Annotated in this window: 24 protein-coding genes; 12 read left to right on the plus strand and 12 right to left on the minus strand. The window is 30.6% G+C overall.

Annotated elements, in window-relative coordinates:
- Positions 1 to 31: 31 nt before the first annotated feature.
- A complete protein-coding gene (groL, locus tag ELQ10_RS00900; protein WP_002853460.1) occupies positions 32 to 1,669 on the minus strand; it encodes a chaperonin GroEL in 1,638 nt (545 codons plus the stop codon).
- 20 nt (positions 1,670 to 1,689) lie between these two features.
- Entirely contained in the window at positions 1,690 to 1,950 is a 261-nt protein-coding gene (gene groES, locus ELQ10_RS00905; RefSeq protein WP_002937819.1) for a co-chaperone GroES, read from the minus strand.
- A 161-nt stretch (positions 1,951 to 2,111) separates the two neighbouring features.
- Here groES and ELQ10_RS00910 point away from each other — a divergent pair, with 161 nt between their 5' ends.
- From ELQ10_RS00910 to ELQ10_RS00925, 4 genes are read left to right on the plus strand one after another with little or no spacing between them, the layout of a single operon-like run.
- Entirely contained in the window at positions 2,112 to 4,652 is a 2,541-nt protein-coding gene (locus ELQ10_RS00910; RefSeq protein WP_134250052.1) for a hypothetical protein, read from the plus strand.
- Positions 4,653 to 4,660: 8 nt separating this feature from the next.
- Positions 4,661 to 5,272, plus strand: coding sequence for a riboflavin synthase (locus ELQ10_RS00915; RefSeq protein WP_002937824.1), 612 nt, complete (start codon positions 4,661 to 4,663; stop codon positions 5,270 to 5,272).
- Entirely contained in the window at positions 5,236 to 5,916 is a 681-nt protein-coding gene (locus tag ELQ10_RS00920; protein ID WP_133401486.1) for a polyphenol oxidase family protein, read from the plus strand. The genes ELQ10_RS00915 and ELQ10_RS00920 overlap by 37 nt, the downstream gene beginning before the upstream one ends.
- Before the next feature lies 1 nt (position 5,917).
- Positions 5,918 to 6,121: a hypothetical protein gene (locus ELQ10_RS00925; RefSeq protein ID WP_002853612.1), complete on the plus strand. Its 204-nt coding sequence runs from the start codon at positions 5,918 to 5,920 to the stop codon at positions 6,119 to 6,121.
- Here ELQ10_RS00925 and ELQ10_RS00930 read toward each other — a convergent pair.
- Positions 6,118 to 7,278, minus strand: a complete 1,161-nt coding sequence (locus ELQ10_RS00930; protein ID WP_002871673.1) for a M23 family metallopeptidase — start codon at positions 7,276 to 7,278, stop codon at positions 6,118 to 6,120. The genes ELQ10_RS00925 and ELQ10_RS00930 overlap by 4 nt on opposite strands.
- 122 nt (positions 7,279 to 7,400) lie before the next feature.
- Here ELQ10_RS00930 and ELQ10_RS00935 point away from each other — a divergent pair, with 122 nt between their 5' ends.
- From ELQ10_RS00935 to ELQ10_RS00945, 3 genes are read left to right on the plus strand one after another with little or no spacing between them, the layout of a single operon-like run.
- A complete protein-coding gene (locus ELQ10_RS00935) occupies positions 7,401 to 8,126 on the plus strand; it encodes a plasminogen-binding N-terminal domain-containing protein (protein WP_002853792.1) in 726 nt (241 codons plus the stop codon).
- Positions 8,127 to 8,128: 2 nt separating this feature from the next.
- On the plus strand, positions 8,129 to 9,511 hold the full coding sequence (locus ELQ10_RS00940) for an FAD-linked oxidase C-terminal domain-containing protein (protein WP_052801120.1): 1,383 nt from the start codon (positions 8,129 to 8,131) through the stop codon (positions 9,509 to 9,511).
- 3 nt (positions 9,512 to 9,514) lie between these two features.
- Positions 9,515 to 10,321: a YihY/virulence factor BrkB family protein gene (locus ELQ10_RS00945; protein WP_044306136.1), complete on the plus strand. Its 807-nt coding sequence runs from the start codon at positions 9,515 to 9,517 to the stop codon at positions 10,319 to 10,321.
- Here the strand turns inward: ELQ10_RS00945 and ELQ10_RS00950 are convergent.
- The 4 genes from ELQ10_RS00950 to ELQ10_RS00965 are packed head-to-tail and all read right to left on the minus strand — an operon-like array spanning position 10,265 to position 14,190.
- A complete protein-coding gene (locus tag ELQ10_RS00950) occupies positions 10,265 to 11,524 on the minus strand; it encodes a ComEC/Rec2 family competence protein (RefSeq protein WP_070317886.1) in 1,260 nt (419 codons plus the stop codon). The two genes, ELQ10_RS00945 and ELQ10_RS00950, sit on opposite strands and share 57 nt — an antisense overlap.
- The gene (locus tag ELQ10_RS00955; RefSeq protein ID WP_134250053.1) at positions 11,524 to 12,081 is read right to left on the minus strand and encodes a DedA family protein; all 558 of its coding nucleotides are present in this window, start codon (positions 12,079 to 12,081) and stop codon (positions 11,524 to 11,526) included. The genes ELQ10_RS00950 and ELQ10_RS00955 overlap by 1 nt, the downstream gene beginning before the upstream one ends.
- An 8-nt stretch (positions 12,082 to 12,089) precedes the next feature.
- Entirely contained in the window at positions 12,090 to 13,643 is a 1,554-nt protein-coding gene (gene rny, locus ELQ10_RS00960) for a ribonuclease Y (RefSeq protein WP_002853829.1), read from the minus strand.
- A complete protein-coding gene (locus ELQ10_RS00965) occupies positions 13,564 to 14,190 on the minus strand; it encodes a 5-formyltetrahydrofolate cyclo-ligase (RefSeq protein WP_002860439.1) in 627 nt (208 codons plus the stop codon). The genes rny and ELQ10_RS00965 overlap by 80 nt, the downstream gene beginning before the upstream one ends.
- An 82-nt stretch (positions 14,191 to 14,272) precedes the next feature.
- On the opposite strand from ELQ10_RS00965, the gene ELQ10_RS00970 reads away from it, so the two are divergent.
- The 5 genes from ELQ10_RS00970 to ELQ10_RS00990 all read left to right on the plus strand — a co-directional run bounded on the left by ELQ10_RS00970 (position 14,273) and on the right by ELQ10_RS00990 (position 17,974).
- Entirely contained in the window at positions 14,273 to 14,830 is a 558-nt protein-coding gene (locus ELQ10_RS00970) for a TlpA disulfide reductase family protein (protein ID WP_087703664.1), read from the plus strand.
- Complete coding sequence (gene ftsY / locus ELQ10_RS00975; RefSeq protein WP_133401484.1) at positions 14,830 to 15,696, plus strand: signal recognition particle-docking protein FtsY; 867 nt, start codon at positions 14,830 to 14,832, stop codon at positions 15,694 to 15,696. Before ELQ10_RS00970 ends, ftsY begins: the two co-directional genes overlap by 1 nt.
- On the plus strand, positions 15,696 to 17,036 hold the full coding sequence (radA, locus tag ELQ10_RS00980; protein WP_002870828.1) for a DNA repair protein RadA: 1,341 nt from the start codon (positions 15,696 to 15,698) through the stop codon (positions 17,034 to 17,036). The genes ftsY and radA overlap by 1 nt, the downstream gene beginning before the upstream one ends.
- A gap of 69 nt (positions 17,037 to 17,105) precedes the next feature.
- Positions 17,106 to 17,786 (plus strand): F0F1 ATP synthase subunit A, encoded by a 681-nt coding sequence (locus tag ELQ10_RS00985; protein WP_002858390.1) that lies wholly within the window; start codon positions 17,106 to 17,108, stop codon positions 17,784 to 17,786.
- On the plus strand, positions 17,783 to 17,974 hold the full coding sequence (locus tag ELQ10_RS00990) for a hypothetical protein (protein ID WP_002933843.1): 192 nt from the start codon (positions 17,783 to 17,785) through the stop codon (positions 17,972 to 17,974). Before ELQ10_RS00985 ends, ELQ10_RS00990 begins: the two co-directional genes overlap by 4 nt.
- A 21-nt stretch (positions 17,975 to 17,995) precedes the next feature.
- Here the strand turns inward: ELQ10_RS00990 and metF are convergent, their stop codons facing one another.
- The 5 genes from metF to luxS form a co-directional block, all read right to left on the minus strand.
- On the minus strand, positions 17,996 to 18,844 hold the full coding sequence (gene metF, locus ELQ10_RS00995; protein WP_002892722.1) for a methylenetetrahydrofolate reductase [NAD(P)H]: 849 nt from the start codon (positions 18,842 to 18,844) through the stop codon (positions 17,996 to 17,998).
- Between the two features lie 9 nt (positions 18,845 to 18,853).
- Complete coding sequence (metE, locus tag ELQ10_RS01000; protein WP_133401483.1) at positions 18,854 to 21,118, minus strand: 5-methyltetrahydropteroyltriglutamate--homocysteine S-methyltransferase; 2,265 nt, start codon at positions 21,116 to 21,118, stop codon at positions 18,854 to 18,856.
- An 11-nt stretch (positions 21,119 to 21,129) separates the two neighbouring features.
- Positions 21,130 to 21,900, minus strand: coding sequence for a MetQ/NlpA family ABC transporter substrate-binding protein (locus tag ELQ10_RS01005; RefSeq protein WP_207919320.1), 771 nt, complete (start codon positions 21,898 to 21,900; stop codon positions 21,130 to 21,132).
- A 10-nt stretch (positions 21,901 to 21,910) separates the two neighbouring features.
- The gene (locus ELQ10_RS01010) at positions 21,911 to 22,903 is read right to left on the minus strand and encodes an isopenicillin N synthase family oxygenase (RefSeq protein WP_133401481.1); all 993 of its coding nucleotides are present in this window, start codon (positions 22,901 to 22,903) and stop codon (positions 21,911 to 21,913) included.
- Positions 22,904 to 23,213: 310 nt separating this feature from the next.
- Positions 23,214 to 23,708, minus strand: a complete 495-nt coding sequence (luxS, locus tag ELQ10_RS01015; protein ID WP_002870821.1) for an S-ribosylhomocysteine lyase — start codon at positions 23,706 to 23,708, stop codon at positions 23,214 to 23,216.
- Positions 23,709 to 23,801: the final 93 nt, after the last annotated feature.

Consider the following 23,801-nt stretch of genomic DNA (forward strand, 5'->3'; position numbering starts at 1 on the left):
AATCCTTGCTGATAAGAGGTTAGAGCAGATATTACATCATTCCGCCCATGCCACCCATTCCTCCCATACCGCTCATATCTGGCATAGCAGGTTTATCTTCTTTAATTTCACTAATTGTTGCTTCTGTAGTTAAAAGCATACTAGCTACAGAAACTGCATTGAGTAAAGCTACTCTTTCTACTTTAACAGGATCGATAATTCCACTTTCAAGCATATTAACATATTCACCTTTTGCAGCATCAAATCCTGTGTTTTCATCTTTAGCATTTTCTACGCTATTTACAACCACACCTGCATCAAATCCTGCATTTTCAGCAATTTGTCTTAAAGGTGCTCTTAAAGCTCTTTCAACGATAGCTGCGCCAATTGCTTCATCACCCTGTAGATCAAGTTTGATTTTAGCTTTTGCTTTGATAAGCGCTGCACCACCACCAATTACTATACCTTCTTCAACTGCTGCTTTAGTAGCACTTAAAGCATCATCAACGCGATCTTTTTTCTCTTTCATTTCAGTTTCAGTTGCTGCACCTACTTTAATAACTGCAACACCGCCACTTAATTTTGCAAGTCTTTCTTGTAATTTTTCTCTATCATAATCTGAAGTTGTTTCAGCAATTTGTGCTTTGATTTGGTTTACTCTTGCATCGATATTTGCTTTTTCACCTGCGCCATTTACTATGGTTGTATTGTCTTTATCGATGATTACGCTAGAAGCTTGTCCAAGATCTTGTATGGTCGCACTTTCAAGAGTTCTTCCAAGTTCTTCAGAAATCACTTCTCCGCCTGTTAAAATCGCTATATCTTCAAGCATAGCTTTTCTTCTATCGCCAAAACCTGGAGCTTTTACGGCTGAAATATTAAGAACACCGCGAAGTTTATTTACAACCAAAGTTGCAAGTGCTTCACCTTCAATATCTTCAGCGATAATTAAAAGTGGTTTGCCTGTTTTTTGAATTTGTTCTAAAACCGGTAATAAATCTTTTAAATTTGCAATTTTTTTATCAAAAAGCAAGATATAAGGGCTTGAAAGCTCTACTGTCATTTTTTCTGCATTAGTGATAAAATAAGGGCTTAAATAACCTCTATCAAATTGCATACCTTCAACTACATTTAATTCATCATTGATTGATTTTGCCTCTTCAACAGTGATAACACCATCTTTGCCCACTTTTTCCATAGCATCAGCGATTAAATTTCCGATTTTTTCATCAGAATTGGCTGAGATTGTAGCAACTTGTGCGATTTCTTTTTTATCTTTTACTTCGCGAGAAAGTTTTTTAAGTTCGCCTACTATAGCTTCGCAAGCTTTATCCATGCCACGTTTTACTTCAATAGGATTTGCACCTGCTGTGATATTTCTTAAACCTTCTTTAAAAATCGCATGAGCTAAAACCGTTGCAGTAGTTGTTCCATCGCCTGCTTGATCAGCTGTTTTGCTTGCTACTTCTCTTACAAGTGAAGCGCCCATATTTTCAAGACTATCTTTAAGCTCTACTTCTTTAGCAACACTTACGCCATCTTTAGTAATGCTTGGAGCACCAAAGCTTTTTTGGATTAAAACATTGCGTCCTCTTGGTCCCATAGTTACTTTTACCGCGTCATTAAGTTTTTTAACGCCCTCATAAAGTTTATTTCTTGCTTCATCTGAAAAAATAATTTCTTTTGCCATTTTTTATCCTTTTTTATAAATTATTTTAAAATTCCTAAGATATCATCTAAATTTAAAACTAAATATTCACTATTATCAAGTTTAATTTCTGTTCCACCATATTTAGCAAATATGATTTTATCGCCATTTGCAATATCAGTGATTTCTTTACTTACTGCTACTACTTCGCCCATTAAAGGCTTTTCTTTAGCATTATCTGGTATAATTATGCCTGAGGCTGTTGTTTTAGTTTCTTCTACGCGTTTAACTAGAACACGCTTTCCTAAAGGTTGAAAATTCATTTTTGTCCATCCTTAAAAATATTGATTTTAGCACTCTTTTATTTAGAGTGATAATATCATACTATAAAAAATGAATTTTGTCAATACTTTAAATTAAAATATTTATAAAAGTTTAGTTTTATAGACTAAAGTTATTTTATAAAATAAACTAAAGGATAAAAATGAAAAAGATTTTTTATGGAGTTATAGCTTTTGTTGTTGTGCTTTTAATTGCTATTTATACCATACTTTTCACAAGTTTTGGTAATAATATAGTGGCAAATATAGCGCAAAAAAAGATCAAAGAAAGTGCAGGATTAGATGTAAATATCACGCATTTTAATTTACGTTTTTCAAGTCTTGAATTGCAAGCAAATATCGCAAATATGGCAGATTTCAATCTCAAGGGAGCTTTGAGTCCTTTTAAGCTTGGATTTGATCTTGACTATCTTATTTCTTTAAAGCAAAATTATGCTAAAAATTTAGGTTTAAATTTAAATCAAAACCTTTCTTTTGGCGGTAAAATTCAAGGTAAAGCAAGTGATTTTATTTTAGATGGAAAGGGTTATTTGTTAGGTTCAAATGTACTTTTAAATGCAAGAATGTATAATTATAGCCCTATTGCTTTAAATTTAGATGCGCAAAATCTTAAGATAGAAGAAATACTTCATCTTTTATCTTACCCTAGTTACGCTAAAGGTTTTTTAAATGCTCAAGCAAAAATTTCAGCACAGAATTTAAAACCTGATGGGAATATCATCATAAAACTTGATACAAGTTATATAAACTATGAGGCGATAAAAAAAGATTTTTCTTTAGACTTGCCTTTAAATTCTAATCCTAAAGCAGAAATTTTGGCCAATGTTAAAGAAGATAAGATTTATGCTGTAAGTAAAATTTACAATGATTATCTTAACTTACAAACCCAAAAAACTCTTTATGATATTAGCAAGAATGCTTTAAGTACTGATTTTAATTTAAGTATTCCTTCTCTTGTAAAGCTTGAAAAACTTACAAAAACTAGACTAAATGGTAGTTTGGGTGTGATAGGTCAAACAAGTGTTGTAAATAATGCCTTATCAAGTTTAAATGCTCAAGTTATCGGACTTGGTGGAGAGGTAAAGACAAGTTTGAAAAATAATAAAATTTTTGCAGATATTAATGAAGTAAGTTTGGAAAAATTATTAGCTCTTGCAGGATATGGAGCTTTGGTTTCTGGAAATTTAAATGCTAAACTTCTAAATGCAGATTTGGATTTTTCTAATTTTGATCTTGAAGCAAAAATAAACAATGCAAAGATTAACACCAATGAGCTTAAAAAAATAGCTAAAATAGAGCTTCCAAATACAATTTTTAGTTTTGATGCTAAAGCAAATGCAAAAAATAGCAATATTGCTTACAATGCTTTGCTTGCTTCAAATTTGCTTAATATCAAAAAACTTCAAGGAACTTATAATTTAAAAAATAGTGAGTTAAATACAGATTTAAATGCTTTTATTGATGACTTATCCCAGTTTAGTGCTATAGCAGGACAAAAATTACAAGGTAAGGCAGATCTTACTGCAAAAGCTCATATTATAGGCACTCAAATACAAAATTTAAATGCAAATGCAAATTTGGCAGATGGTGTAATCAAGGCTGATTCAAATGGTAAAAAACTTGATTTAAACATTGATAAACTTGATTTATCTAAACTTTTTGTTATAGCAGGTATGCCAAATTATGCCAGTGGGATTGTTAATGCAAAAATTAATTTAGATAATATCGATTTTAACAACCTTAATGGTAAAGCAAATTTAGAAGCTAAAGGTATTTTAAATGCTACAACTTTAAGTAAAATTTTAAATAAAAATTTTCCAAACAATACAAGTTATGATTTAAATACCAAAATTAATTTTAAAAACAATATCGCTCAATTTGATTCTGTTTTAAATTCATCTTTAGCTGATCTTACAAAGCTACAAGGAAGTTTTGATATAAGCAAAATGCTTTTAAATTCGGATTTTAATCTAAAGATAAATGATTTTTCAAAACTAGGCTTTTTGTTGGATAGAAAACTTAAAGGTAAGGCAGAATTTAATGGAAAGGTAGGTTTTGATAAGAATTTAAATTTTGTTGTAAATAGTCCAAATTTATTTGAAGGGAGGCTTCAAAGCACACTTAAAGATAACCTTTTGCTTGCTGATTTAAATGGAGTGGATTTAAGTAGTCTAGCTCAAGGTTTAGATTTTATGGATGTTTATCAAGGTAAGGCAGATGTGAAGGCAAATTACAATCTTTTAAGCGAAGAAGGAGAGGTTAATTTGGATATGAAAGAGGGTAAATTAAAACCAAATCTTATTACCAATGCTTTAAAAATTTTAACACTAAAAGATATTACCAATGATGTTTATCGCACTGCTAATGCTAAAGCTTTGATTAAAAAAGAAAATATCAAACTTGATCTTAATATGCAAGCAGATCGTTCTTATATTTTAGTACAATCAGGAGCTTTAAATTCTAAAAGCGGAGCTTTAAATTTGCCTTTTGATATTAAACTCGATAGAGCCAATTTTAAAGGAAGTATTACAGGAACTACGGAAAATCCTAAAGTGAATTTAAATGCAGGAAGTGTGTTAAATTCTATTAAAAATGTAGTAGGTGGCGGTGTGAGTGATGGTGCTAAAAGTACGGGCGATAAAGTTGATAAAGCGGTGAATAAATTATTAAATAAGATTTTTTAAGGTAAAAAATGTTTAATGGACTCATAAGAGAAATTGCTAAAGTTCAATCTTATCAAAACAATACTTTAAGCTTAAAAGCAAAATATCGCCCAAATCTTGGCGATAGCATAGCCGTAAATGGAGCTTGTTTAAGTGTAACAAAACTTTATGAAGGGGGTTTTGAAGTAGAGCTTTCTCGTGAAAGTCGCACTCATATAGCTATAGAAAATTTAAAAGATAAAGTTCATATAGAACCTGCTTTAAGATATGGCGATAGAATTGATGGACATCTTATGCAAGGACATATTGATTTTATCGGTATACTTGAAAAAATTCAAAAAGATGAAAATGGAGTGGATTTTCATATATCTTTACCTAAAGAAGCTATGAAATTTATGGCAGAAAAAGGAAGTATAGGCGTTGATGGAGTAAGTCTTACTATCAATGAAATTTTAAAAAATGGTATTAGGCTTACTATTATTCCTATTACTTTTAAAGAAACGCTTTTTAAAGACTATCAAGTAGGTAGAAAAATAAATATAGAAAGTGATTTACTTGCTCGTTATATTTATGCACAATTGCAAGGTAAAAACAAAGGATTATCATGGGAAGAAGTCGAAAGAATTTCTTATCTTTATTAGAAAATGATAAAGTCGGTATTTTTTGTGCTTTTGATAAGGATTATAATGTTTTTAGGGCTAAAATTCATAATGAGAATTTATTTTCTCATTTAGGTTTTAAAGATATTGAAAAATGTGTTTTTATGGATCAAATTCACTCTCATAAAGTTATCATTTATGATGAAAATTTAAAAAATCTTAGCTGTGATGGACTTATAAGTAAAGAAAAAAATACTGCTCTTTGTGTTTTAAGCGCGGATTGTCTACCTTTAATTTTATATCATGAAAATGGCATTATAGCAGCTTTGCATTCAGGTAGAAAAGGAAGCTTTGAAAATATCCTAAAAGAATGCGTTGATCAAATTACTATGCAAAATTCACATTTAGATAAGAATAAATTTCATCTTTTTATTTTGCCTGGAATTTGTGCTAAAAATTATAAAATAGATGGAGAAATTTTAAAATTTGCCAAAAAAGAATTTAAAGAATTTGTTCAAGATGATAAACTTGATTTAAAAGCTTTAGTAAAATTTCAAGCTCAAAATTTAGGCATTGAAAATATTAAAGATTGTGGAATTTGTAGTTTTGACGATGAGAGTTTTTTTTCTTATCGTCGTGATAAAACGCCTAAGCGTTTTGTGAGTGTGGTTTATTTAAAGGATTAAAATGTATGAAAGAAAAGATTTAAGAGTGTTAAAAATCATTCAAAAAGCTAGAGAATTTGGCGATGGAGATTTATTAAATGAAGCTTTGGTGAAACAATTGATTGATGCAGATTTTTGTGAAATTAATGAAAAAGAAAAAGAAGAGCTTGCAACTCTTCTAAATTCTTTAATCAATGCAAAAGATAAAGCGTTGTTGAGTAATTAAAATTCTATATAGTTTTCAAAATCTTCTTCTTTTGGAGGATTAGGTTGATTCGAGGCTAGGGCTTCTTTAACAACCTGCTCGTATCCAGCTATGATATGTTTAAAATTCTCTTTCGCTTTTCCACTAAGTTCTGATTTGGCGATTTTTACAACAGATGCAGGATTTATAGCTTTATTATTTAAATATACTCCAAAATGCAAATGAGGACCTGTGCTCATACCTGTTGAACCAACATATGCAATTACTTGTCCTTGATTTACCTTTTGTCCGTTTTTAATTTTTGCAAAACGACTAAGATGAGCATATAAAGTCATATAACCTGAGTCATGCTTGATTTGAATTACATTTCCATAACCACCTTTTGTGCCTATAAAGGTTACTACTCCTTTGCCAGCACTTTTTACAGGAGTTCCAGTAGGTGCAGCATAGTCTATACCAAGATGAGCACGATAGCGTTTTAATATAGGATGATATCTTGCTGTTGTAAAAGGAGAGGAAATTCTAGTGTAGTTCACAGGTTTTGTAAGTAAAAAAGATTCTAATTCCTTGCCATCGCGATCATAGAATATATCATTATAAGAAAAGACTTCTCTAGCGCTTTTATTGATTTCTACCATTGCCATTTTTATATTTATATCACCCCAAAGTTTACCCATGCGTCTTTTTTGTTCATAATATAGGGTTACTTCATCACCTTTTTGGATATTGCGAAAATTTATACTTCCTCGAAAAGCACGAACCATAGCACGAGCTAAAGTACTGCTACCACTTTCTTCATAGACATCTTGATAAGCAGAGCTTTTAATGGTTAAATGTAAAATTCTATCTTCTTTTTGATAAGATACAGGAGTAAAAGCAAGAGTGTATTGTCCATCTTTATCTTTATAGATATGAATTTGTAAATCATCACTAATTGGAATTAAAACTTGTTCTATGTTGTTGTTTTCATCTTTTAAAACTTGATATTTTATTTTATAGGCTATATCAGAAGCAAGTTCTTGATCTTCTCTATCAAGTCCATAATAAAGCGACATAGGTATGGAATTTCTTTGTAAGAATTTAAGCAAGGTATCTCCATTATCCCAAGTTAGCTCTTCAACACTTAAAGCTGCAAAACTTTGAATAACAAAAATAAATAAAAGCAATAATTTTTTCATGAGATAACCTTAATTTTTAAAAGAATTTTGAAATTTTGAAAGCTATATTTTACTTTATTTTTCTTACAATTGTTTAACAAAAAAGGATTATAATTCTATAAATTTTTATTTAAGGAGCAAATTTGTTTAAAACTATAGTGTGTTTTTTAGCTTTAAACCTTAGCCTCTTTGCGGTTGGATTTGATTTAAAACCTATAAAAAGTGAACTTGTAAAAGTTGATGATATTTATGGTTATATTAAAGATAGTGATGATATAAAACTTTATTCAAGTGGCGTAGTAGTACAACATTTTAGCAATTCGCAAAGTATCATCGCTAGAGCAAGTGTTATAGATAAAAAAAATGGTTTGGCAAAATTAGAATTTAGCGTTTTTTCAGCTCTTAAGCAAGATGCTTTGCCTTTGCCAAATGTTTTACCTAAAGTAGGTGATGAGGTTGTTTTAAATTTTCTTTATGATAGAGGATTGGTAATTGCTCCTGATGAACAAACTTATAATGAACTTGTTAGAGAATTTCCGCAGATATATTTTACCCATATTGACATTTTTGGAGCACAATTAATTAGAACGGCCACTCTTTCTCCTAAGCGTTCAGATTTTAGGCAATTTTGTGATGATAATGCGGTTGGCATTTTGGTTGTGGCTTTGGAAAATCAAGCAGAAGTTGTGGATTGTCAAGATTTTAATAAGCTTTATGAAGTGCCTATAAGCAAGCCAACTAGCGTTCAGGTTCCTTTTTATTCTCGTATAGGTGGATATAAAAGTAATTTTTTTGATTTTAACTCTCAAGAAATAGGGAATTATTATAGATATTATGATGCTTTGATTAATCTTCCTAAGGTGCAATAAACATGAAAAAAGAATTTGAACAATATTTTAAACGATTTTTAGGAGAAGAAAACGCTTATTTTGATGAAATTCACAAAAGAGCTTATAGCTATGATGCGACAAAAAAACATTATTTACCCGATGGGGTTCTTTTTCCAAGAAATGAAGAAGATATTGCTCAAATTTTAAAATTTTGCAATGAAAATAATATCATAGTCATACCACGAGGCTCAGGATCTGGTTTTACAGGAGGAGCTTTAGCTGTTAATGGCGGTGTGGTGCTTGCTTTTGAAAAGCATATGAATAAAATTTTGGAAATTGATCTTGAAAATTTAGTGGCTGTTGTGCAACCTGGGGTTATTAATATACATTTACAAAAAGAAGTGGCTAAATACGGACTTTTTTACCCACCTGACCCTGCTAGCATGGAGTATTCTAGCTTAGGGGGTAATGTAAGCGAAAATGCTGGGGGAATGAGAGCTGCAAAATATGGCATTACAAAAGATTATGTGATGGCTTTAAGGGCTGTTTTGCCTAGCGGAGAAATCATTCGTGCAGGAAAACGCACTATTAAAGATGTGGCAGGTTATAATTTGGCAGGAATTTTAATCGCTAGTGAAGGTTCTTTGGCAGTTTTAAGTGAGCTTACTTTAAAATTAATACCTTTACCTAAATTCAAAAAAACCGCTTTTGCTATTTTTCCAAGTGTAAAAAGTGCTATGAATGCGGTTTATAAAAGCCTTGCTAGCGGTGTAAGTCCTGTATCTATGGAATTTTTAGACAATCTTAGCATTAGAGCGGTTGAGAGTAAATTTAATAAAGGTTTGCCTATAGAAGCTGGCGCTATTTTGATTGCTGATGTGGATGGTAATGTTAAAGAGGCTATTGATGAGGATTTAAGAAGTTTAGAACATTATTTTTTAGAAGCTGGAGCTAGTGAATTTAAAATAGCAAAAGACGAACAAGAAGCCGCGGATATTTGGTTTGCTAGAAGAAATTGTTCTCAAAGCATTGCCATGTATGGAACTTTAAAACTTAATGAAGATATTACAGTTCCGCGTTCTAAACTACCTGCCTTGCTTGAAGGTATAGATGAGATTTCTAAAAAATATGGTTTTAAAATTCCTTGTTTTGGACATACAGGGGATGGAAATGTGCATACTAATGTTATGGTTCCTGATAAAAATGATAAAGAGCAGGTGAAAAAAGGCTATGAAGCTGTGGAAGAAATTTTTAAATTAACAGTGAAACTTGGAGGAACTTTAAGCGGAGAGCATGGTATCGGACTCTCTAAAGCACCTTTTATGAATTTAGCTTTTTCTGAAGCCGAAATGAATTTAATGAGAAATATTAAAAAAGCTTTTGATCCAAATAATATACTAAATCCTTTTAAAATGGGACTTTAGAAGGTGAAAAATTTTTTTACTATTTTGCTAAATTTGCGTGATAAGGAAATTTTAAATTATGCAGCAGCGCTTAGTTTTTATACTATATTGTCTTTAATACCTATTTTATTTGTATGTTTTTCTGTTTTTACGCAAATTTCTAGTTTTAAAGCTTATTATGAAAAAGCAAAGCAAGTAATTTTTGCTTTTTTAATACCAACGCAACAAGATGTTGTTGCTACCTACATCGATACTTTTTTAAAAAATAGTGTAAATTTGGGTATTGTAGGTCTTATTGCTATGGCATTTACTTCTTTAGCTTTTTTTTCAGGCTATGATTTTGTAATCAATCGCATTACTAAAAATGAACCTAAAGGACTTTGGCAAAGCATTAGTTCTTATTGGACTCTTTTAACTCTTGTTCCTTTGGGGCTTGGGCTTAGTTTTTATATTTCAGGTTTTATCCAACAAACTTTAGATGATTATAAAATAGGGTTTAATTTTTTTGAAATTTTACCCTTTGTAATTATTTGGGGTTTATTTTTTATATCTTATTCAAGTTCTGTTCATAAGGGAACTCTTAAAAGTTTAGCTTTAGTATCTTTTGGAGCGGGTGCTATTTGGTATATAGGAAAAAATTTGTTTGTATATTATGTGGTATATAATAAAACATACGCTAGTGTTTATGGATCTTTTTCTACTATTTTATTCTTTTTTATTTGGATTTATATTTCTTGGATTATTTATCTTTTTGGGCTTAAACTCTATTATTTTCTAAATCACAATCATAATGAAGGGAATAAAATTCGCAAAAATACAAAGAAAAGCTAGATATTTAAATCGTACAGAGATTAAAGAAGCAATAAGATAACTTATAAAAATCCAAAATGGGATATGGATATTAGTTCCATAAATTTTAAATTTAAAAAATTCATCTAAGATAAAATTGAGCAAATCTCCATAGTTTATAAGATGCAAAAATAATACTAAAGGATAAAATATTACAAAAATTCCACTCAAAATAATACCTAAAATTTGTTGGTAGCTTATAAGTGGAAAAAAATAAAGCACAGGTAAAACCATAGCAAAAAAAGTCCAAATATTAAGCAAAATAATATTTATAAGATTATTAAATTTATTTGCAAAATGATGCATATATAAAAAAATATAAAAAACACCTAAAATAGAAAATAAAAATCCAATACTAAATAAAAGTCTAGGGTAAAGAGAAATGCACAATAAAATACTACAAAAAAGCGTAAAGAAATTAATAATTTTTATATTTTTGCACAATAGATAAAAAACCCAAAAAGCCATAATCAAGGAGCGCACAAAAGAAGGGACAAATCCTATTAAACAAGCATAAGCTAAAAGTAGTGTAAAAATTAAAATACTTAAATCTAAACGTAAATTTCTATAAGGAAAATATCTTTTTTGGAAAAAACTATAAATTGGAGCTAAAATAAAGAAAATTAAACTAAAAAGCAAGCCTATGTGATAACCGCTAATTGCTATAAGGTGTGCTATGCCATAGTAATTTACATCGTTTCTAAGCTCTAAAGATATGGGCAGTGCAAAAAATAAAGCACCATAAAATTCTTTAATTTTTTCATTTGTATGTTGATTTAAGAAGTAAGATATAATGGGATTGTATTCTTTTTCTTTTAATTTTTCAAAATCGTAAGAAGGTGCATAAAAACTTTTGCTCAGATAGTCTTTAAAGTTAATATTATGGGTGATAATTCTAAGGCTTAAAAGTTGATTCTTGCTTAAATTTAAATCCTTAAAACTTGTAGTATAAAAAGTGAAGTTTTCAGTTTGTAATTTTAAAACCCAGTATTTTTTATTTTTTTTATTATATTTTGTATATTGGTGCGTTAATAGAGCGTTATTTATAAAGTAATGTTTTTGGTTTTTAAATTTTAAAAAATTATTATATTCTAAAAGGATATTAAAAATAAAAATAATAACAACAGATAAAAATAAATAATGAAATTCTTTAAAAGAGTAAGAAAAAGAATTCCATAGAGACATTATTTTTTGGAAAATTTACTTAAATAAAGCCAAATTATTCCAGCTAAAAATAATAAAAATAAAGGAGCGGCATAAGGATATAAACTCAGTTTATCAAAAATTGCTTCAATAACATACCCAAAAGTATAAGCAGCAAAACCTAGAACAATAGCCCATGCTAAACTAGCTAGAGTATTGATAATAAAAAATTTAATAAAATTATGTTTTGCCATACCTGCAGCTATGGGAATGAAAGTTTTTAAACCATAAATAAATTTTTGAGTTACAAGTAAAATAATTCCGTGTTGTTTTGTTTTCATCATAGCAAGGGCTAGCTTGCGTCGGTGTTTTTTAAAATAAGGCATAATATCTTTTTTATAATATTTTCCAAGTATAAAAAGCAAAGTTGAACCTATGGTATTAGCAATAAAAGCAAGAGCAATGCAAAAACTAAGTTCCATTTTTCCTTGAGAACTTAAAACTCCTGCAGCTAAAATTCCAACCATTCCACCCCCTAAAGAGTAAAAGAATAAAACAATATAACCATATTTTATTAAAGTATCAATCATATCTTGCATAATAAACCTTATTTAGCGTATTCTACAGCTCTAAGTTCACGTATAACATTGACTTTAATTTCACCAGGATATTGCATTTTTTCTTGAATTTCAGCTGCTATTTCCTTAGCCAAAAGTACACTTTCATCATCATTAACAAGCTGAGCATTGGCTATGACGCGAATTTCTCTTCCGGCATTGATTGCATAGGCATTTTTAATTCCTTCTTTGCTTTTAGCGATATCTTCTAGCTCACTGACTCTTTTTAAGAAAGCTTCTAATACTTCTCTTCTAGCTCCAGGTCGTGCAGCACTTAAAGTATCTGCTGCACAAACAGCTGCTGATTCTATGCTTGTAGCTTCTTCGTGTCCATGATGTGCGTAAATAGCATTGATTACTACAGGATGCTCTTTATAGCGTTTGCAAAGTTCTGCACCTAAATCCACATGAGATCCTTCAAAATCATGGGTTAATGCTTTTCCTATATCATGTAAAATTCCCGCACGACGTGCTAAATTCTCATCCCCACCACACTCAGCAGCAATGATTCCTGCAAGGTGAGCCACTTCCAAAGAATGTGCTAAAGCGTTTTGTCCATAGCTTGCTCGGTATTTGAGTTTTCCTATGAGTTTTACAATTTCAGGGTGTATTTTATTTAAACCTAGATCCATAACTATGGTTTCGCCTTCTTCTAGAATAGCACTATCAAATTCTTTACACACTTTTTCGTGAATTTCTTCTATGCGCGCGGGTTGAATTCTGCCATCTTCAACTAAAAGTTCTATAACTTTTGTAGCAATAGCACGGCGATAAAGATTAAAACAACTTACTATAATAGCACCTGGTGTATCATCGATGATAATATCAACACCTAAAACCATTTCTAAGGTTTTAACATTGCGCCCTTCTTTACCAATGATACGTCCTTTAAGTTCATCGTTTTTAATGTTAATAACATTGATAAGTCTTTCAGCTGCAAATTCACCCGCAAAACGAGAGGTAGCTTGAGCAATGATGAAATTAGCTTTTCTTTTGGCTTCATTTTTTGCTTCTTCTTCATATTTTCTTACTATATGTGCAATTTGCTCGCGAGAATTTTCTTCTACTTTTTTAAGAATGATTTCTTTGGCTTCATTTTGTGTAAGTCCTGTAGAATGTTCTAAAATTTTTAAAACATCGTCAAGTTTTTCTTGATATTTGTTTTTTAATTTATCAACATCAGATTGTAAGTCTTGAATGTGTTTTTGTGACTTGCAAAGGTATTCTTTATCTTCTTTTAGTTTTTCTTCTTCTTGCTGAAGTTTTTGTTCTTTTTTAGAAAGATCATCAAATTTTTGATTAAAATCTTTTTGAATTTTGTGAGTTTTTTCTTCGTATTTTTTTTTAACTTCTAATTCTGCATTAAGAATTGAATTTTTTGCATCTTTTAAAATAAGCTCCGCTTCGTATTCTATAGCTTTGGCTTTGGCTTTGGCTTGTTCTACGAAAATTTCATATTTGGCATCATTGATTTTTTTTGCAACTAAATATCCTATACCGAGTCCGACTATAGCGGCTATAAGTGCGATAAGTGATTCTATCATTTTTTCTTTCTTTCTTGTAATATTTTTTATAAGGGTTTATGTATAATTTTCCTGAAATATCATGCTTTTGTGTTAGATTATTTTGACTTAAAGCATCTATACTTTGGACAAATATTATATGAGGTTTGTAATTTAAATTTTCAAAAAATCTATCATAAAAACCTTGCCCATGTCCTATTCTTTTTAAATTTTTATCGACGCCAATTACAGGCACAATAGCTAAATCAATTTTTGCTTTAAAAAAAGAATCTATAGGCTCTAAAACCCCAAACCTTTTTTTAATAAAAGGCAATCTTAATTTTACAATTTTTAAACTTTTATCTTGCATAAATGGAACAAAAAGTTTGTAATTTTTATTAAGAATATGGCGAAATTTTATTAAGTTTGGTTCATAATGCAAAGGAATAAAAATTAAAATATTTTTAGCTTTAAATAGTTTTATTATTTTAAGACATTCTTTAAATATTTTATAATCTTGTTTGAAATTTAGCTTTGAATGTTTGAAAAGGCGTATTTTTTGCAATGCCCTAAAATCTGTTTTTTCCATTAATATGCCTTTAAAAAAATATTATCTTATGTATGTTATAATTTTAGCATTTTTATAAAGAAGAATAAAGGATTGATAAATAATGAAGATTAAAAAAATACTTTTACTAGTGGCAATATCTTGTTTGTTTGTTGCTTGTAGCAATGATAAAGAAAAGCAGCAAAATGATGTAAATTTAAGCACCGAGGCAAGTATAAATCAAAGCGATGATATGAATTTTAAACTTAATTTGATTGATGGAGGATCAATTTCAGTTAAAAAAGAAAATGCCGTTTTAAATTTCAATGATGAAGATAAGGCAACTTTGTTTGTATTTTTTACTACTTGGTGTACCCCTTGCATTGCTGAAATCCCTCATCTTAATAAATTACAAGAAAAGTATAATAATGATTTTAACATAGTTGGAGTTTTATTAGAAGATAAATCTAATGATGAGATTCAAAAATTTATAGAACAGCATAAAATATCTTATAAAGTCGCTAATGGTGAAAATAACTATCTTTTAGCTAAAGCTTTAGGCGGGGTAAATGGAATTCCTACTATGTTTCTTTACAACAAGCATTCTAAATTGATTAATCAGTATTTAGGGCTTATTCCTGAAGAAATGCTAGAAATCGATATACAAAAGGCTATACTTTAATGTTTAATTTTTTTAAAAAAGGACTTGCAAAAACTCTTGAAAATATTGTTGGAGTTAAAGGAGAGAATAAAAAGATAACCAAAGATTTGCTTGAAGAAATTTTGCTTGAAGCAGATGTAAGTTATGAAATAGTTGAAGAGATAATTTATTATTTACCACCTCAAAATGAAGTAAAAAAAGAAGATTTAAAGCGTGTTATGGGTTCTTATTTTCTTTATGAAAAAAAAGAAACCAATCAAGAAAAACCTTTTGTAGAGCTTATTTTAGGAGTAAATGGAGCAGGAAAAACAACAAGTATTGCCAAGCTTGCTTATTTATACAAAAACCAAAATCAAAAAGTGATTTTAGGAGCGTGTGATACTTTTAGAGCAGGTGCGATTGAGCAATTAAAACTTTGGGCGCAAAAAGTGGATGTAGATATAGTTTTAACTGCACAAGGGCATGATCCTTCAGCGGTTGCTTTTGATACCATTTCTAAAGCAAAAGCAAAGGATTTTGATAGAGTTATTATCGATACAGCAGGACGTTTGCAAAATCAAAAAAATTTAGCTCATGAGCTTGAAAAAATTGTGAGAATTTCAAACAAAGCTTTAGAAGGTGCACCCCATAGAAAAATTTTAGTTTTAGATGGAACACAGGGAAATGCTGGAATTTTACAAGCTAAAGCTTTTAATGAGCTTGTAAAACTTGATGGTGTGATTATTACAAAGCTTGATGGGACAGCTAAAGGGGGTGTACTTTTTAGTATAGCAAGAGAGCTTGAGCTTCCTATTTTTTATGTAGGCGTGGGTGAGCAAATGACGGATTTACAAGAATTTAATGCAAGTGCTTACTTAGATACTTTATTAGATCCTATTTTTGAATAATGGCAAAAAATAAAGCACTTTTTGAATGTCAAGCTTGTGGAAATCAACAAAGCAAATGGCTTGGAAAATGTCCTGATTGTGGAGCTTGGGATAGTTTTATAGAATTAAAAGCTGAGCAAATTAAAGTTTTAAAAGAGCTTGCGCAAGTTAGTATGAAAACAAGTGAGGCTGTTTGTATTGAAGATGTGGAGTTAGAACATTTTACAAGATACAGCACAGATGATAATGAGCTTGATTTGGTTTTAGGCGGAGGGCTTGTTGAAGGTTCTTTAGTGCTTATAGGTGGAAGTCCAGGTGTGGGAAAATCTACGCTTTTGTTAAAAATTGCTTCAAATTTAGCTAAACAGGGTAAAAAAGTGCTTTATGTCAGTGGCGAAGAAAGTAAAGCCCAGATTAAATTAAGAGCTGATCGTCTTGAGGCTAATACTCCGAATTTATTTTTACTTACTGAACTTTGCCTTGAAAATATTTTAGAAGAATTGCACAAAAAAGATTATAGCATTCTTATCGTTGATTCTATACAAACTCTATATTCAAATAAAATCACTTCAGCAGCAGGAAGCATCACTCAGGTGCGTGAGATTACTTTTGAGCTTATGCGTGTTAGCAAGGCTTATAATATCAGTACTTTTATCATAGGGCATATTACTAAAGAAGGTGCTATAGCAGGGCCTAGGGTTCTTGAGCATATGGTAGATGTGGTGCTTTATTTTGAAGGAGATGCCACTAAAGAAATTAGACTTTTAAGAGGCTTTAAAAATCGTTTTGGTGGAACGAATGAAGTAGGTATTTTTGAGATGACTGCTAAGGGTTTGATTAGCGCAAAAGATTTAGCAAATCGTTTTTTTACTCGTGGAAAGGCTATTTCAGGAAGTGCTTTAGGTGTTGTAATGGAAGGATCTCGTGCCTTGGTTTTAGAAGTTCAAGCTTTAGTGTGTGAAAGTTCTTATCCAAAACGCAGCGCTACAGGATATGAAAAAAATCGCTTAGATATGCTTTTGGCTTTGCTTGAAAGAAAACTTGAAATTCCTTTAGGGCATTATGATGTATTTGTAAATATTAGCGGCGGAGTAAAAGTAAGTGAAACTGCTGCGGATTTGGCTGTGGTTGCTGCGATTATTTCAAGTTTTAAAAATCGCCCTTTGAGCAAAGATAGTATTTTTATAGGGGAGCTTAGTTTAAATGGAGAAATTAGAGAGGTTTTTAGCCTTGATACGCGTTTAAAAGAAGCTAAAATGCAAAAATTTAAAAATGCCATTGTTCCTTCTAAGCCTTTGGAAGATATAGGGCTTAAGTGTTTTGTTGCTAAAGAACTTTCGCAAGTTTTAGAATGGATGTAAATTTTCATTAAAATATAAGTAAGATTTTGCTAAAATTCGGAGTTTAGAATAAAAATTTTTGAGGAAACCATGAAAGATTTATTTTTATTTAGCTCTTTGCTTGATGCAAGTCATACTTTTTCTTATTTTTTTCACATAGGTTTGGTAGCTTTAATTGCTGTTATAGTGGCTATGATGGCTACTCGTTCTATGCAACTTGTTCCACGCGGTATGCAAAATTTAGGTGAGGCTTTTTTAGAGGGAGTTTTATCTATGGGTAGAGATACCATGGGAAGTGAAAAAGGTGCAAGAAAATATCTTCCTTTGGTTGCAACTTTGGGGATTATAGTGTTTTTTAGTAATATTATAGGTATAATACCTGGTTTTCACGCTCCAACTGCAAGTTTAAATTTGACTTTGTCCTTGGCTATTATAGTTTTTGTATATTATCATTTTGAGGGTATTAGGGCACAAGGTTTTGTAAAGTATTTTGCTCATTTCATGGGACCTATTAAACTTTTAGCTCCTTTGATGTTTCCTATAGAGATAGTCTCTCATCTTTCTCGTGTGGTTTCTTTGTCCTTCCGTTTGTTTGGAAATATTAAAGGCGACGATTTATTTTTAATGGTAATTTTAGCTTTAGTTCCTTATATAGCTCCACTTCCTGCTTATGTGCTTTTAACTTTTATGGCATTTTTACAAGCTTTTATTTTTATGATTTTAACTTATGTATATTTAGCGGGTGCAACTGTTGTTGAGGAAGGTCATTGATCTATATTTTAGAATTTTTCAAAGGTGCATCTTTAGCTTTAATGCTTTTTGGTGCATTTTTCTTCTTTTTTAAATATAATTCTTTTTTCTATCTTTGCTTGGGTATTATACCAGGTTTGCTTTTATCTTTAATTTTTGTTTTACTTATAGAAAACCATAAGCTAAAAAATGAAAATAAGTTAAGATAAAAGCAAAAAATAGTTTATTTTCTAAGCATGAAGCTCTTCTTTAAGCAAATACTTTACAGCTTCATAAATTTTAATAGCTGCTTTGGATTTATTCATAGTATAAAGATGAATTCCATCTACACCACTTGTGATTAAATCGACAATTTGATCGCAAGCATACGCGATACCTGCATCTTCTAAAGCCAAAGTATTATTTTCATATTTTTCTAAAATTTTAACAAATTTAGGAGGGATTTTAGCTCCGCAAAGTTGAGAAATTTTTAAAACCTGTCTTTTGTTAGTAATAGGCATAATACCTGCGTAAATAGGTATGTCAATACCTGCTAAAGCACAATTTTGTTTAAAAGTATAAAAATCTTCATTATCGTAAAAAAGTTGAGTAATGAGCTTGTCTGTTCCTGCATTTACCTTAGTTTTAAGATGGTGTATATCCTCGATGAAATTTTTAGATTCATTATGTTTTTCAGGATAGCATGCGGCATAAATTTCAAAATATTCTTGTTTTTTTATAAAAGAAATTAAATCACTAGCATAAGAAAAATCTTTGCTTTTTTCTAAATTCTCACATATGTCGCCTCTTAGAGCAAGAATTTGATTAAGATTTTTTTCTTTGCATTTTTGAAGTATCTGAGTGATTTTTTCTTTACTAGAATGGATACAAGGTAAATGTACTATGCTAGGAATTTGATATTCTTTCTGGATTAAGCTTGCAATTTCTAAAGTGTTTTGTGAGTTAACAGAGCCTCCAGCTCCAAAGGTTACGCTGATAAAATTAGGGCTTAATTGCCCTAAATCATCTAAGATAGCATGAAGATTTTTGATATTTTCATCCTTTCTTGGTGGAAAAACTTCAAAAGAAAAATTACACATAAAAACTCCTTATAATTGTTTTCGTATTTTTTGCGTAGCCGTAACTAAATTTTTAAGAGAGGCTATGACTTCTTCATAAGCTCTTGTTTTAAGTCCGCAGTCTGGATTGATCCAAATTTGTTCTTTAGGTAATTTGTTTAGAATTTTTTCTATGGTTAAGCTTAGCTCTTCTATGCTTGGAACTCTAGGGCTATGTATATCATAAACTCCTGGTCCCACCTCAGTTTTAAAATGAATAGCTTTTAGGGTATCTAAAAGACTTAAGTTTGATCTTGAAGCTTCAAAAGAAATCACATCAGCATCCATAGCGTCAATTTCTTTTAAGATATCGCTAAATTCACTATAGCACATATGAGTGTGAATTTGAGTTTTAGCTTTTACCCCACTATGCACAAGATTAAAAGCAGGAATAGCCCAATCTAAATACTCACTATGCCAATCGCTTTTTCTTAAAGGCAGTTTTTCACGCAAAGCGGCTTCATCAATTTGTATGATTTTTATACCTGCATTTTCAAGATCTAACACTTCATCTCTTATAGCTAAGGCAATTTGCTCAGTACTTTCTTTTAGACTGATGTCTTCTCTTGGAAAGGACCAATTAAGTATGGTTACAGGTCCAGTTAGCATACCTTTTACGATTTTTTGACTTAAACTTTGTGCAAATTTAGACCAAGCTAAGGTGATAGGCTTTGTGCGTGATACATCACCCCAAATCACAGGAGGTTTAACGCACCTTGTACCGTAGCTTTGCACCCAACCATTTTGAGTAAATAAAAAGCCCTTTAAATTCTCTCCAAAATACTCCACCATATCATTTCTTTCAAATTCTCCATGCACTAAAACATCAAGTCCTATTTCTTCTTGAATTTGTATGCATTCTTTGATTTTTTGTTGGTTAAATTCAGTGTAGTTTTGAGCTGAAATTTTTTCTTGCTTAAAGGCAAGGCGATTAGATCTTACATCGGCACTTTGAGGAAAGGAACCTATGGTTGTGGTTGGTAAAAGAGGAAGTTTTAAAAATTCTTTTTGGATTAAGGCGCGTTCTTTAAAACTAGGCGTTCTGGTAAAATCTTCTTTTTTTAAAGCCTTAAGTCTTGCTTTGACTTTTTCATCTAAACGCTCTGGGATATTTTTAAAAAGCTCTTGATTGGCTCTAAAGAGCGGATTTTCTTCGCTAGAATTTAGAATTTCTTTTAAATCTTTAAGTTCTTGAAGTTTTTCTTTAGCAAAGGCAAAAAGTTTAAGATAGCTTGAATCTAATTTGCTTTCAAATTCAGCGCTATAAGGCACATGTAAAAGCGAACAAGAGGTGTTTAAGATGATATTTTGTGTATATTTTTGAAGCTCTTTAACAAGCTTTAGGCTTTTAGCATAATCATTAGCATAGATATTTTTGCCGTTAATAAGACCTGCAAAAAGGATTTTATCTTTAGCAAAGCCGTATTTTTGAACTAAGGCTAAGCTTTGTTTACCTTCGATAAAATCAAGCCCCAAAGCATCTAATTTGCTTTCTAAAAGTTTAGGATAAATATCTCTTAAGTCTCCAAAATAGCTTTGAAGTAAAATTTTAAGATTTTTTTTGTGATTTAAAAGTTCTTGGTAAAATTCTTCGAACAAAGCGATATCTTCCTTGCTTAAATCATAAACCAAATAAGGCTCATCAAGTTCAAGCCATGTCACTTTAAGTTCATTTAGTTTATCAAAAAGCTCTATGTAAGCGTTTAAAAGCTTTTCTTTGGCGAGTTTTTGAGTTTTTTCATCTTTAAAGGCAATGAGTTTAAAAAGTGTGAAAATGCCTATTAAAACAGGCTTGCTTTCTATGCCAAGCTCTTTAGCTTCGAGATATTCTTTAAAAATTTTATCCCCTGTTAAAGCTATAATATCAGCATTATCGCACTCAGGCACCAAATAATGATAATTTGTATTGAACCATTTTTTCATTGCTAAGGCTGTAACATCTCCATTTTCTCTTTGATAACCTCGACTTTGAGCAAAGTATTCATCTAAAGCATCTAAATTTAAATTTTTATACTTTGTATGAACAATGTTAAAAAGCACAGCCGCATCTAAGACATTATCATAAAGTGAAAAATCATTGCTAGGGATAAAATCAATGCCAGCTTTTTGAATTTCTTGCCAGTGTCTAATCCTTAAATCCTTAGCACTTTTTAAAAGCTCCTCTTTAGAACTTTGGTTTTTAAAGTATTTTTCAATAGCAAATTTTAATTCTCTATTTGCACCTATTCTTGGATAAGAAATGATTGAATTTTTCATATTTGTTCTCCTTAAAATGTAGGGATTAAAGCACCCTGATATTTTTCTTCTATAAATTTTTTAACTTCATCGCTTTGCAAAGCCTTTACTAGGGCTTTGATTTTAGGAAGGTTTTCATTACCTTCTTTAACGGCGATGATATTGCCATATTCACTATACTTACTTTCTGTATAAAGCCCATCTTTTACAGGGTTTAAACCTACTAAAATAGCAAAATTGCTATTAATAAGAGAATAATCTACATCATCTAAACTTCTTGTAAGTTGAGCGTCTTTTAACTCTACAAATTTAAGCTTCTTAGGATTTTTAGTGATATCTAAAGGAGTGATGAGCTCATTATCCTTAACTTCTATAAGTCCTTTGCTTGCTACAATGCGTAAAGCACGGCTTTCATTTGTAGGATTATTGGGTATAGAAATGCTTTGTCCTTCCTCGGGGTTAAATTTTTTATGTTTTTTAGAATACACTGCCATAGGTTCTATATGGATACTGGCAGCTTTTACAAGATGGGTGCCTTGTCTTTGATTGAATTCTTTTAAATAGGGTTCATGCTGAAAATAATTAGCATCTAACTCACCATTTTCAACCATTACATTAGGGATTACCCCATCATTGAATTCATAAATTTTTAAATCATAACCTTGTTTTTGAAGCGCTGATTTTATAAATCTTAAAATATCTGCATGAGGTGTTATAGAAGAGCCAACTTTAAGTTCTTCATTTGCCCATGCAAAACCGGTAAAAAGAGTAGCGACGCAAAAAGCTTTAGTAAATAAAGTCATTTTTTCTCCTTTACGCAAAACTAAATTTTTCTATCAAGTCACTATGATAAATGCTTGCTACATCAGGATGAGAGCGTATCATTCTTTTAAAATAATTACTTGCAACATTTCTTAAAAGTGGATTTTTAGGATCAGTATCCACACCTTTACTTTCTTTGGCAAGCTCTGGATTTAACTTAAAAATAGGTATATCCTTATCAAGTTGCACTCCAAGAAAATAAGCTATGCTAAAGCGTTCTTTTGGGCTTAAATTCACGCGGTGAATAGTAGCTTTTAAATAGCCATTGGTAGCTAGTTCTAAAAATTCTCCTATATTAACTACAACGCTATTTTCAAGTGGGGGTATACTAAGCCATTTACCATCTATAAAAGCTTCAAGTCCGCTTTGTTTTTCTTGAAAAACAAAAGTGATAAGCCCGCCATCTTTATGTGAACCTACGCCTTGAGTGATATTTTTTAAGCTTTTTGGATAATGTATGATTTTACAATGTTCGTAAGAATTTTCTCCATAAAGTTTATCAAAAGCATTGCTAGGTAGATCAAGAGCTTGAGCAAAGGCTTTTAAAAGCTTTAAACAAGCTTTTTTGGTTTGTTTGTGCCAAGTTAAGAAAGTTTTTTTAAGTTCTGGAATTTCACTAGGCCAAAGATTAGGACCTTCTAGTCTTTGCCATAAGGGTGAGTTTAAATTCCAGTTTAAAGCATCTCTTTCTGTGCCTATATCCAGTTGTTCTCTATAATCCTTAGATCCTGCTGTGTATTCAAAACCTTCGCTAGTATAACCTCTAAATTGAGGAGAATGTACCATAGAAATAAGCTCTTTCGAACTTCTAGAAAGATTAAAAAATTCTTTGCCAAGTTTGAATAATTTCTCGTTTAAATTTTTATCTATACCAGTATTGATAAGATAAAAAAAACCTATTTTAGAAGCAATTTCTCTTAAATTTTTAAGAAAAGTGCTTTTATCTTTTTCATAAGCTTGTAAATCAAGTATAGGTAAATTCATTTTTGCTCCTTAAATTAAAATTAAGGATAAGGAGATATTTTGAATTAAATTTTATTAGAGAAATTTTTGTAAGTTAAGATTTTAAATGAGTATTTTGAAAAAATAAACTTTTTTGACTTTCTTACACATTATATCTCCTTATCCACTTTTTGAACCTTTGGAAACATAATGTTAAGCCAAAGGACGCACTAGATACTACACATCTCGCACATCAGTTTCATTTTTTCTCCTTTTAAAATAATAAAATTTCAAAATCATATATAAAAATATATTAATTAAAGCTTAATCGTTTAAAAAATAAAGATTCTTTTTAAGCATTCTCGAGTTTTAATTCTTTGTTATTCATTATGCTAATACCTAGATTTAAAACTTTTTGGGCAATTTGTTTGGCTTCATCTAAAGAATGCATTGCGCAAGTTCCGCATTGATAGATATTAAGTTCAGGAATTTTGCTTTGATCGCTTACGCTTAAAACATCTTTCATAGCTTCTTCCCAAGCTTTTGCAATACTTTTCTCATCAGGTGTTCCAATTAAACTCATATAAAAACCCGTGCGACAACCCATAGGTGAAATATCAATAATTTCAACTGAATTTGAATTTAAATGATCTCTCATAAATCCTGCAAATAAATGTTCTAAGGTATGAGTGCCTTTTTCGCTCATAATGTCTTTATTTGGTATGCAAAAACGCAAATCAAATACACTAATATCATCACCCTTAGGTGTTTTCATAACTTTAGCTAAACGCACAGCAGGAGCTGGCATTTTAGTATGGTCAACTTTAAAGCTGTCTAATAATGGCATTTTAACTCCTTAAATATAAATTGCCTAAGGATTATAGCATTTCAAGTTAATATTTAAAGCCTTTCTAAAAGAAAAAAAGATAAAATAAAACAT

It is taken from the genome of Campylobacter sp. US42a, from assembly GCF_004379055.1.
Classification (GTDB): Bacteria; Campylobacterota; Campylobacteria; order Campylobacterales; family Campylobacteraceae; genus Campylobacter_D; species Campylobacter_D jejuni.

Excerpts from the sequence above, each read along its gene's own strand:
- ELQ10_RS00965 (WP_002860439.1), bottom strand. The coding sequence starts at position 14,190 with ATGGAAAAAACAGATTTTAGGGCATTGCAAAAAATACGCCTTTTCAAA.
- metE (WP_133401483.1), bottom strand. The coding sequence starts at position 21,118 with ATGAAAAATTCAATCATTTCTTATCCAAGAATAGGTGCAAATAGAGAA.
- ELQ10_RS00930 (WP_002871673.1), bottom strand. The coding sequence starts at position 7,278 with ATGAAAAAATTATTGCTTTTATTTATTTTTGTTATTCAAAGTTTTGCA.
- luxS (WP_002870821.1), bottom strand. The coding sequence starts at position 23,708 with ATGCCATTATTAGACAGCTTTAAAGTTGACCATACTAAAATGCCAGCT.
- groES (WP_002937819.1), bottom strand. The coding sequence starts at position 1,950 with ATGAATTTTCAACCTTTAGGAAAGCGTGTTCTAGTTAAACGCGTAGAA.
- radA (WP_002870828.1), top strand. The coding sequence starts at position 15,696 with ATGGCAAAAAATAAAGCACTTTTTGAATGTCAAGCTTGTGGAAATCAA.
- ELQ10_RS00915 (WP_002937824.1), top strand. The coding sequence starts at position 4,661 with ATGTTTAATGGACTCATAAGAGAAATTGCTAAAGTTCAATCTTATCAA.
- ELQ10_RS00920 (WP_133401486.1), top strand. The coding sequence starts at position 5,236 with ATGGGAAGAAGTCGAAAGAATTTCTTATCTTTATTAGAAAATGATAAA.
- ELQ10_RS00910 (WP_134250052.1), top strand. The coding sequence starts at position 2,112 with ATGAAAAAGATTTTTTATGGAGTTATAGCTTTTGTTGTTGTGCTTTTA.
- ELQ10_RS00950 (WP_070317886.1), bottom strand. The coding sequence starts at position 11,524 with ATGTCTCTATGGAATTCTTTTTCTTACTCTTTTAAAGAATTTCATTAT.
- ELQ10_RS01010 (WP_133401481.1), bottom strand. The coding sequence starts at position 22,903 with ATGAATTTACCTATACTTGATTTACAAGCTTATGAAAAAGATAAAAGC.
- ELQ10_RS00925 (WP_002853612.1), top strand. The coding sequence starts at position 5,918 with ATGTATGAAAGAAAAGATTTAAGAGTGTTAAAAATCATTCAAAAAGCT.
- ELQ10_RS00970 (WP_087703664.1), top strand. The coding sequence starts at position 14,273 with ATGAAGATTAAAAAAATACTTTTACTAGTGGCAATATCTTGTTTGTTT.
- ELQ10_RS01005 (WP_207919320.1), bottom strand. The coding sequence starts at position 21,900 with ATGACTTTATTTACTAAAGCTTTTTGCGTCGCTACTCTTTTTACCGGT.
- groL (WP_002853460.1), bottom strand. The coding sequence starts at position 1,669 with ATGGCAAAAGAAATTATTTTTTCAGATGAAGCAAGAAATAAACTTTAT.
- ELQ10_RS00985 (WP_002858390.1), top strand. The coding sequence starts at position 17,106 with ATGAAAGATTTATTTTTATTTAGCTCTTTGCTTGATGCAAGTCATACT.
- ftsY (WP_133401484.1), top strand. The coding sequence starts at position 14,830 with ATGTTTAATTTTTTTAAAAAAGGACTTGCAAAAACTCTTGAAAATATT.
- ELQ10_RS00940 (WP_052801120.1), top strand. The coding sequence starts at position 8,129 with ATGAAAAAAGAATTTGAACAATATTTTAAACGATTTTTAGGAGAAGAA.
- metF (WP_002892722.1), bottom strand. The coding sequence starts at position 18,844 with ATGTGTAATTTTTCTTTTGAAGTTTTTCCACCAAGAAAGGATGAAAAT.
- rny (WP_002853829.1), bottom strand. The coding sequence starts at position 13,643 with ATGATAGAATCACTTATCGCACTTATAGCCGCTATAGTCGGACTCGGT.
- ELQ10_RS00955 (WP_134250053.1), bottom strand. The coding sequence starts at position 12,081 with ATGCAAGATATGATTGATACTTTAATAAAATATGGTTATATTGTTTTA.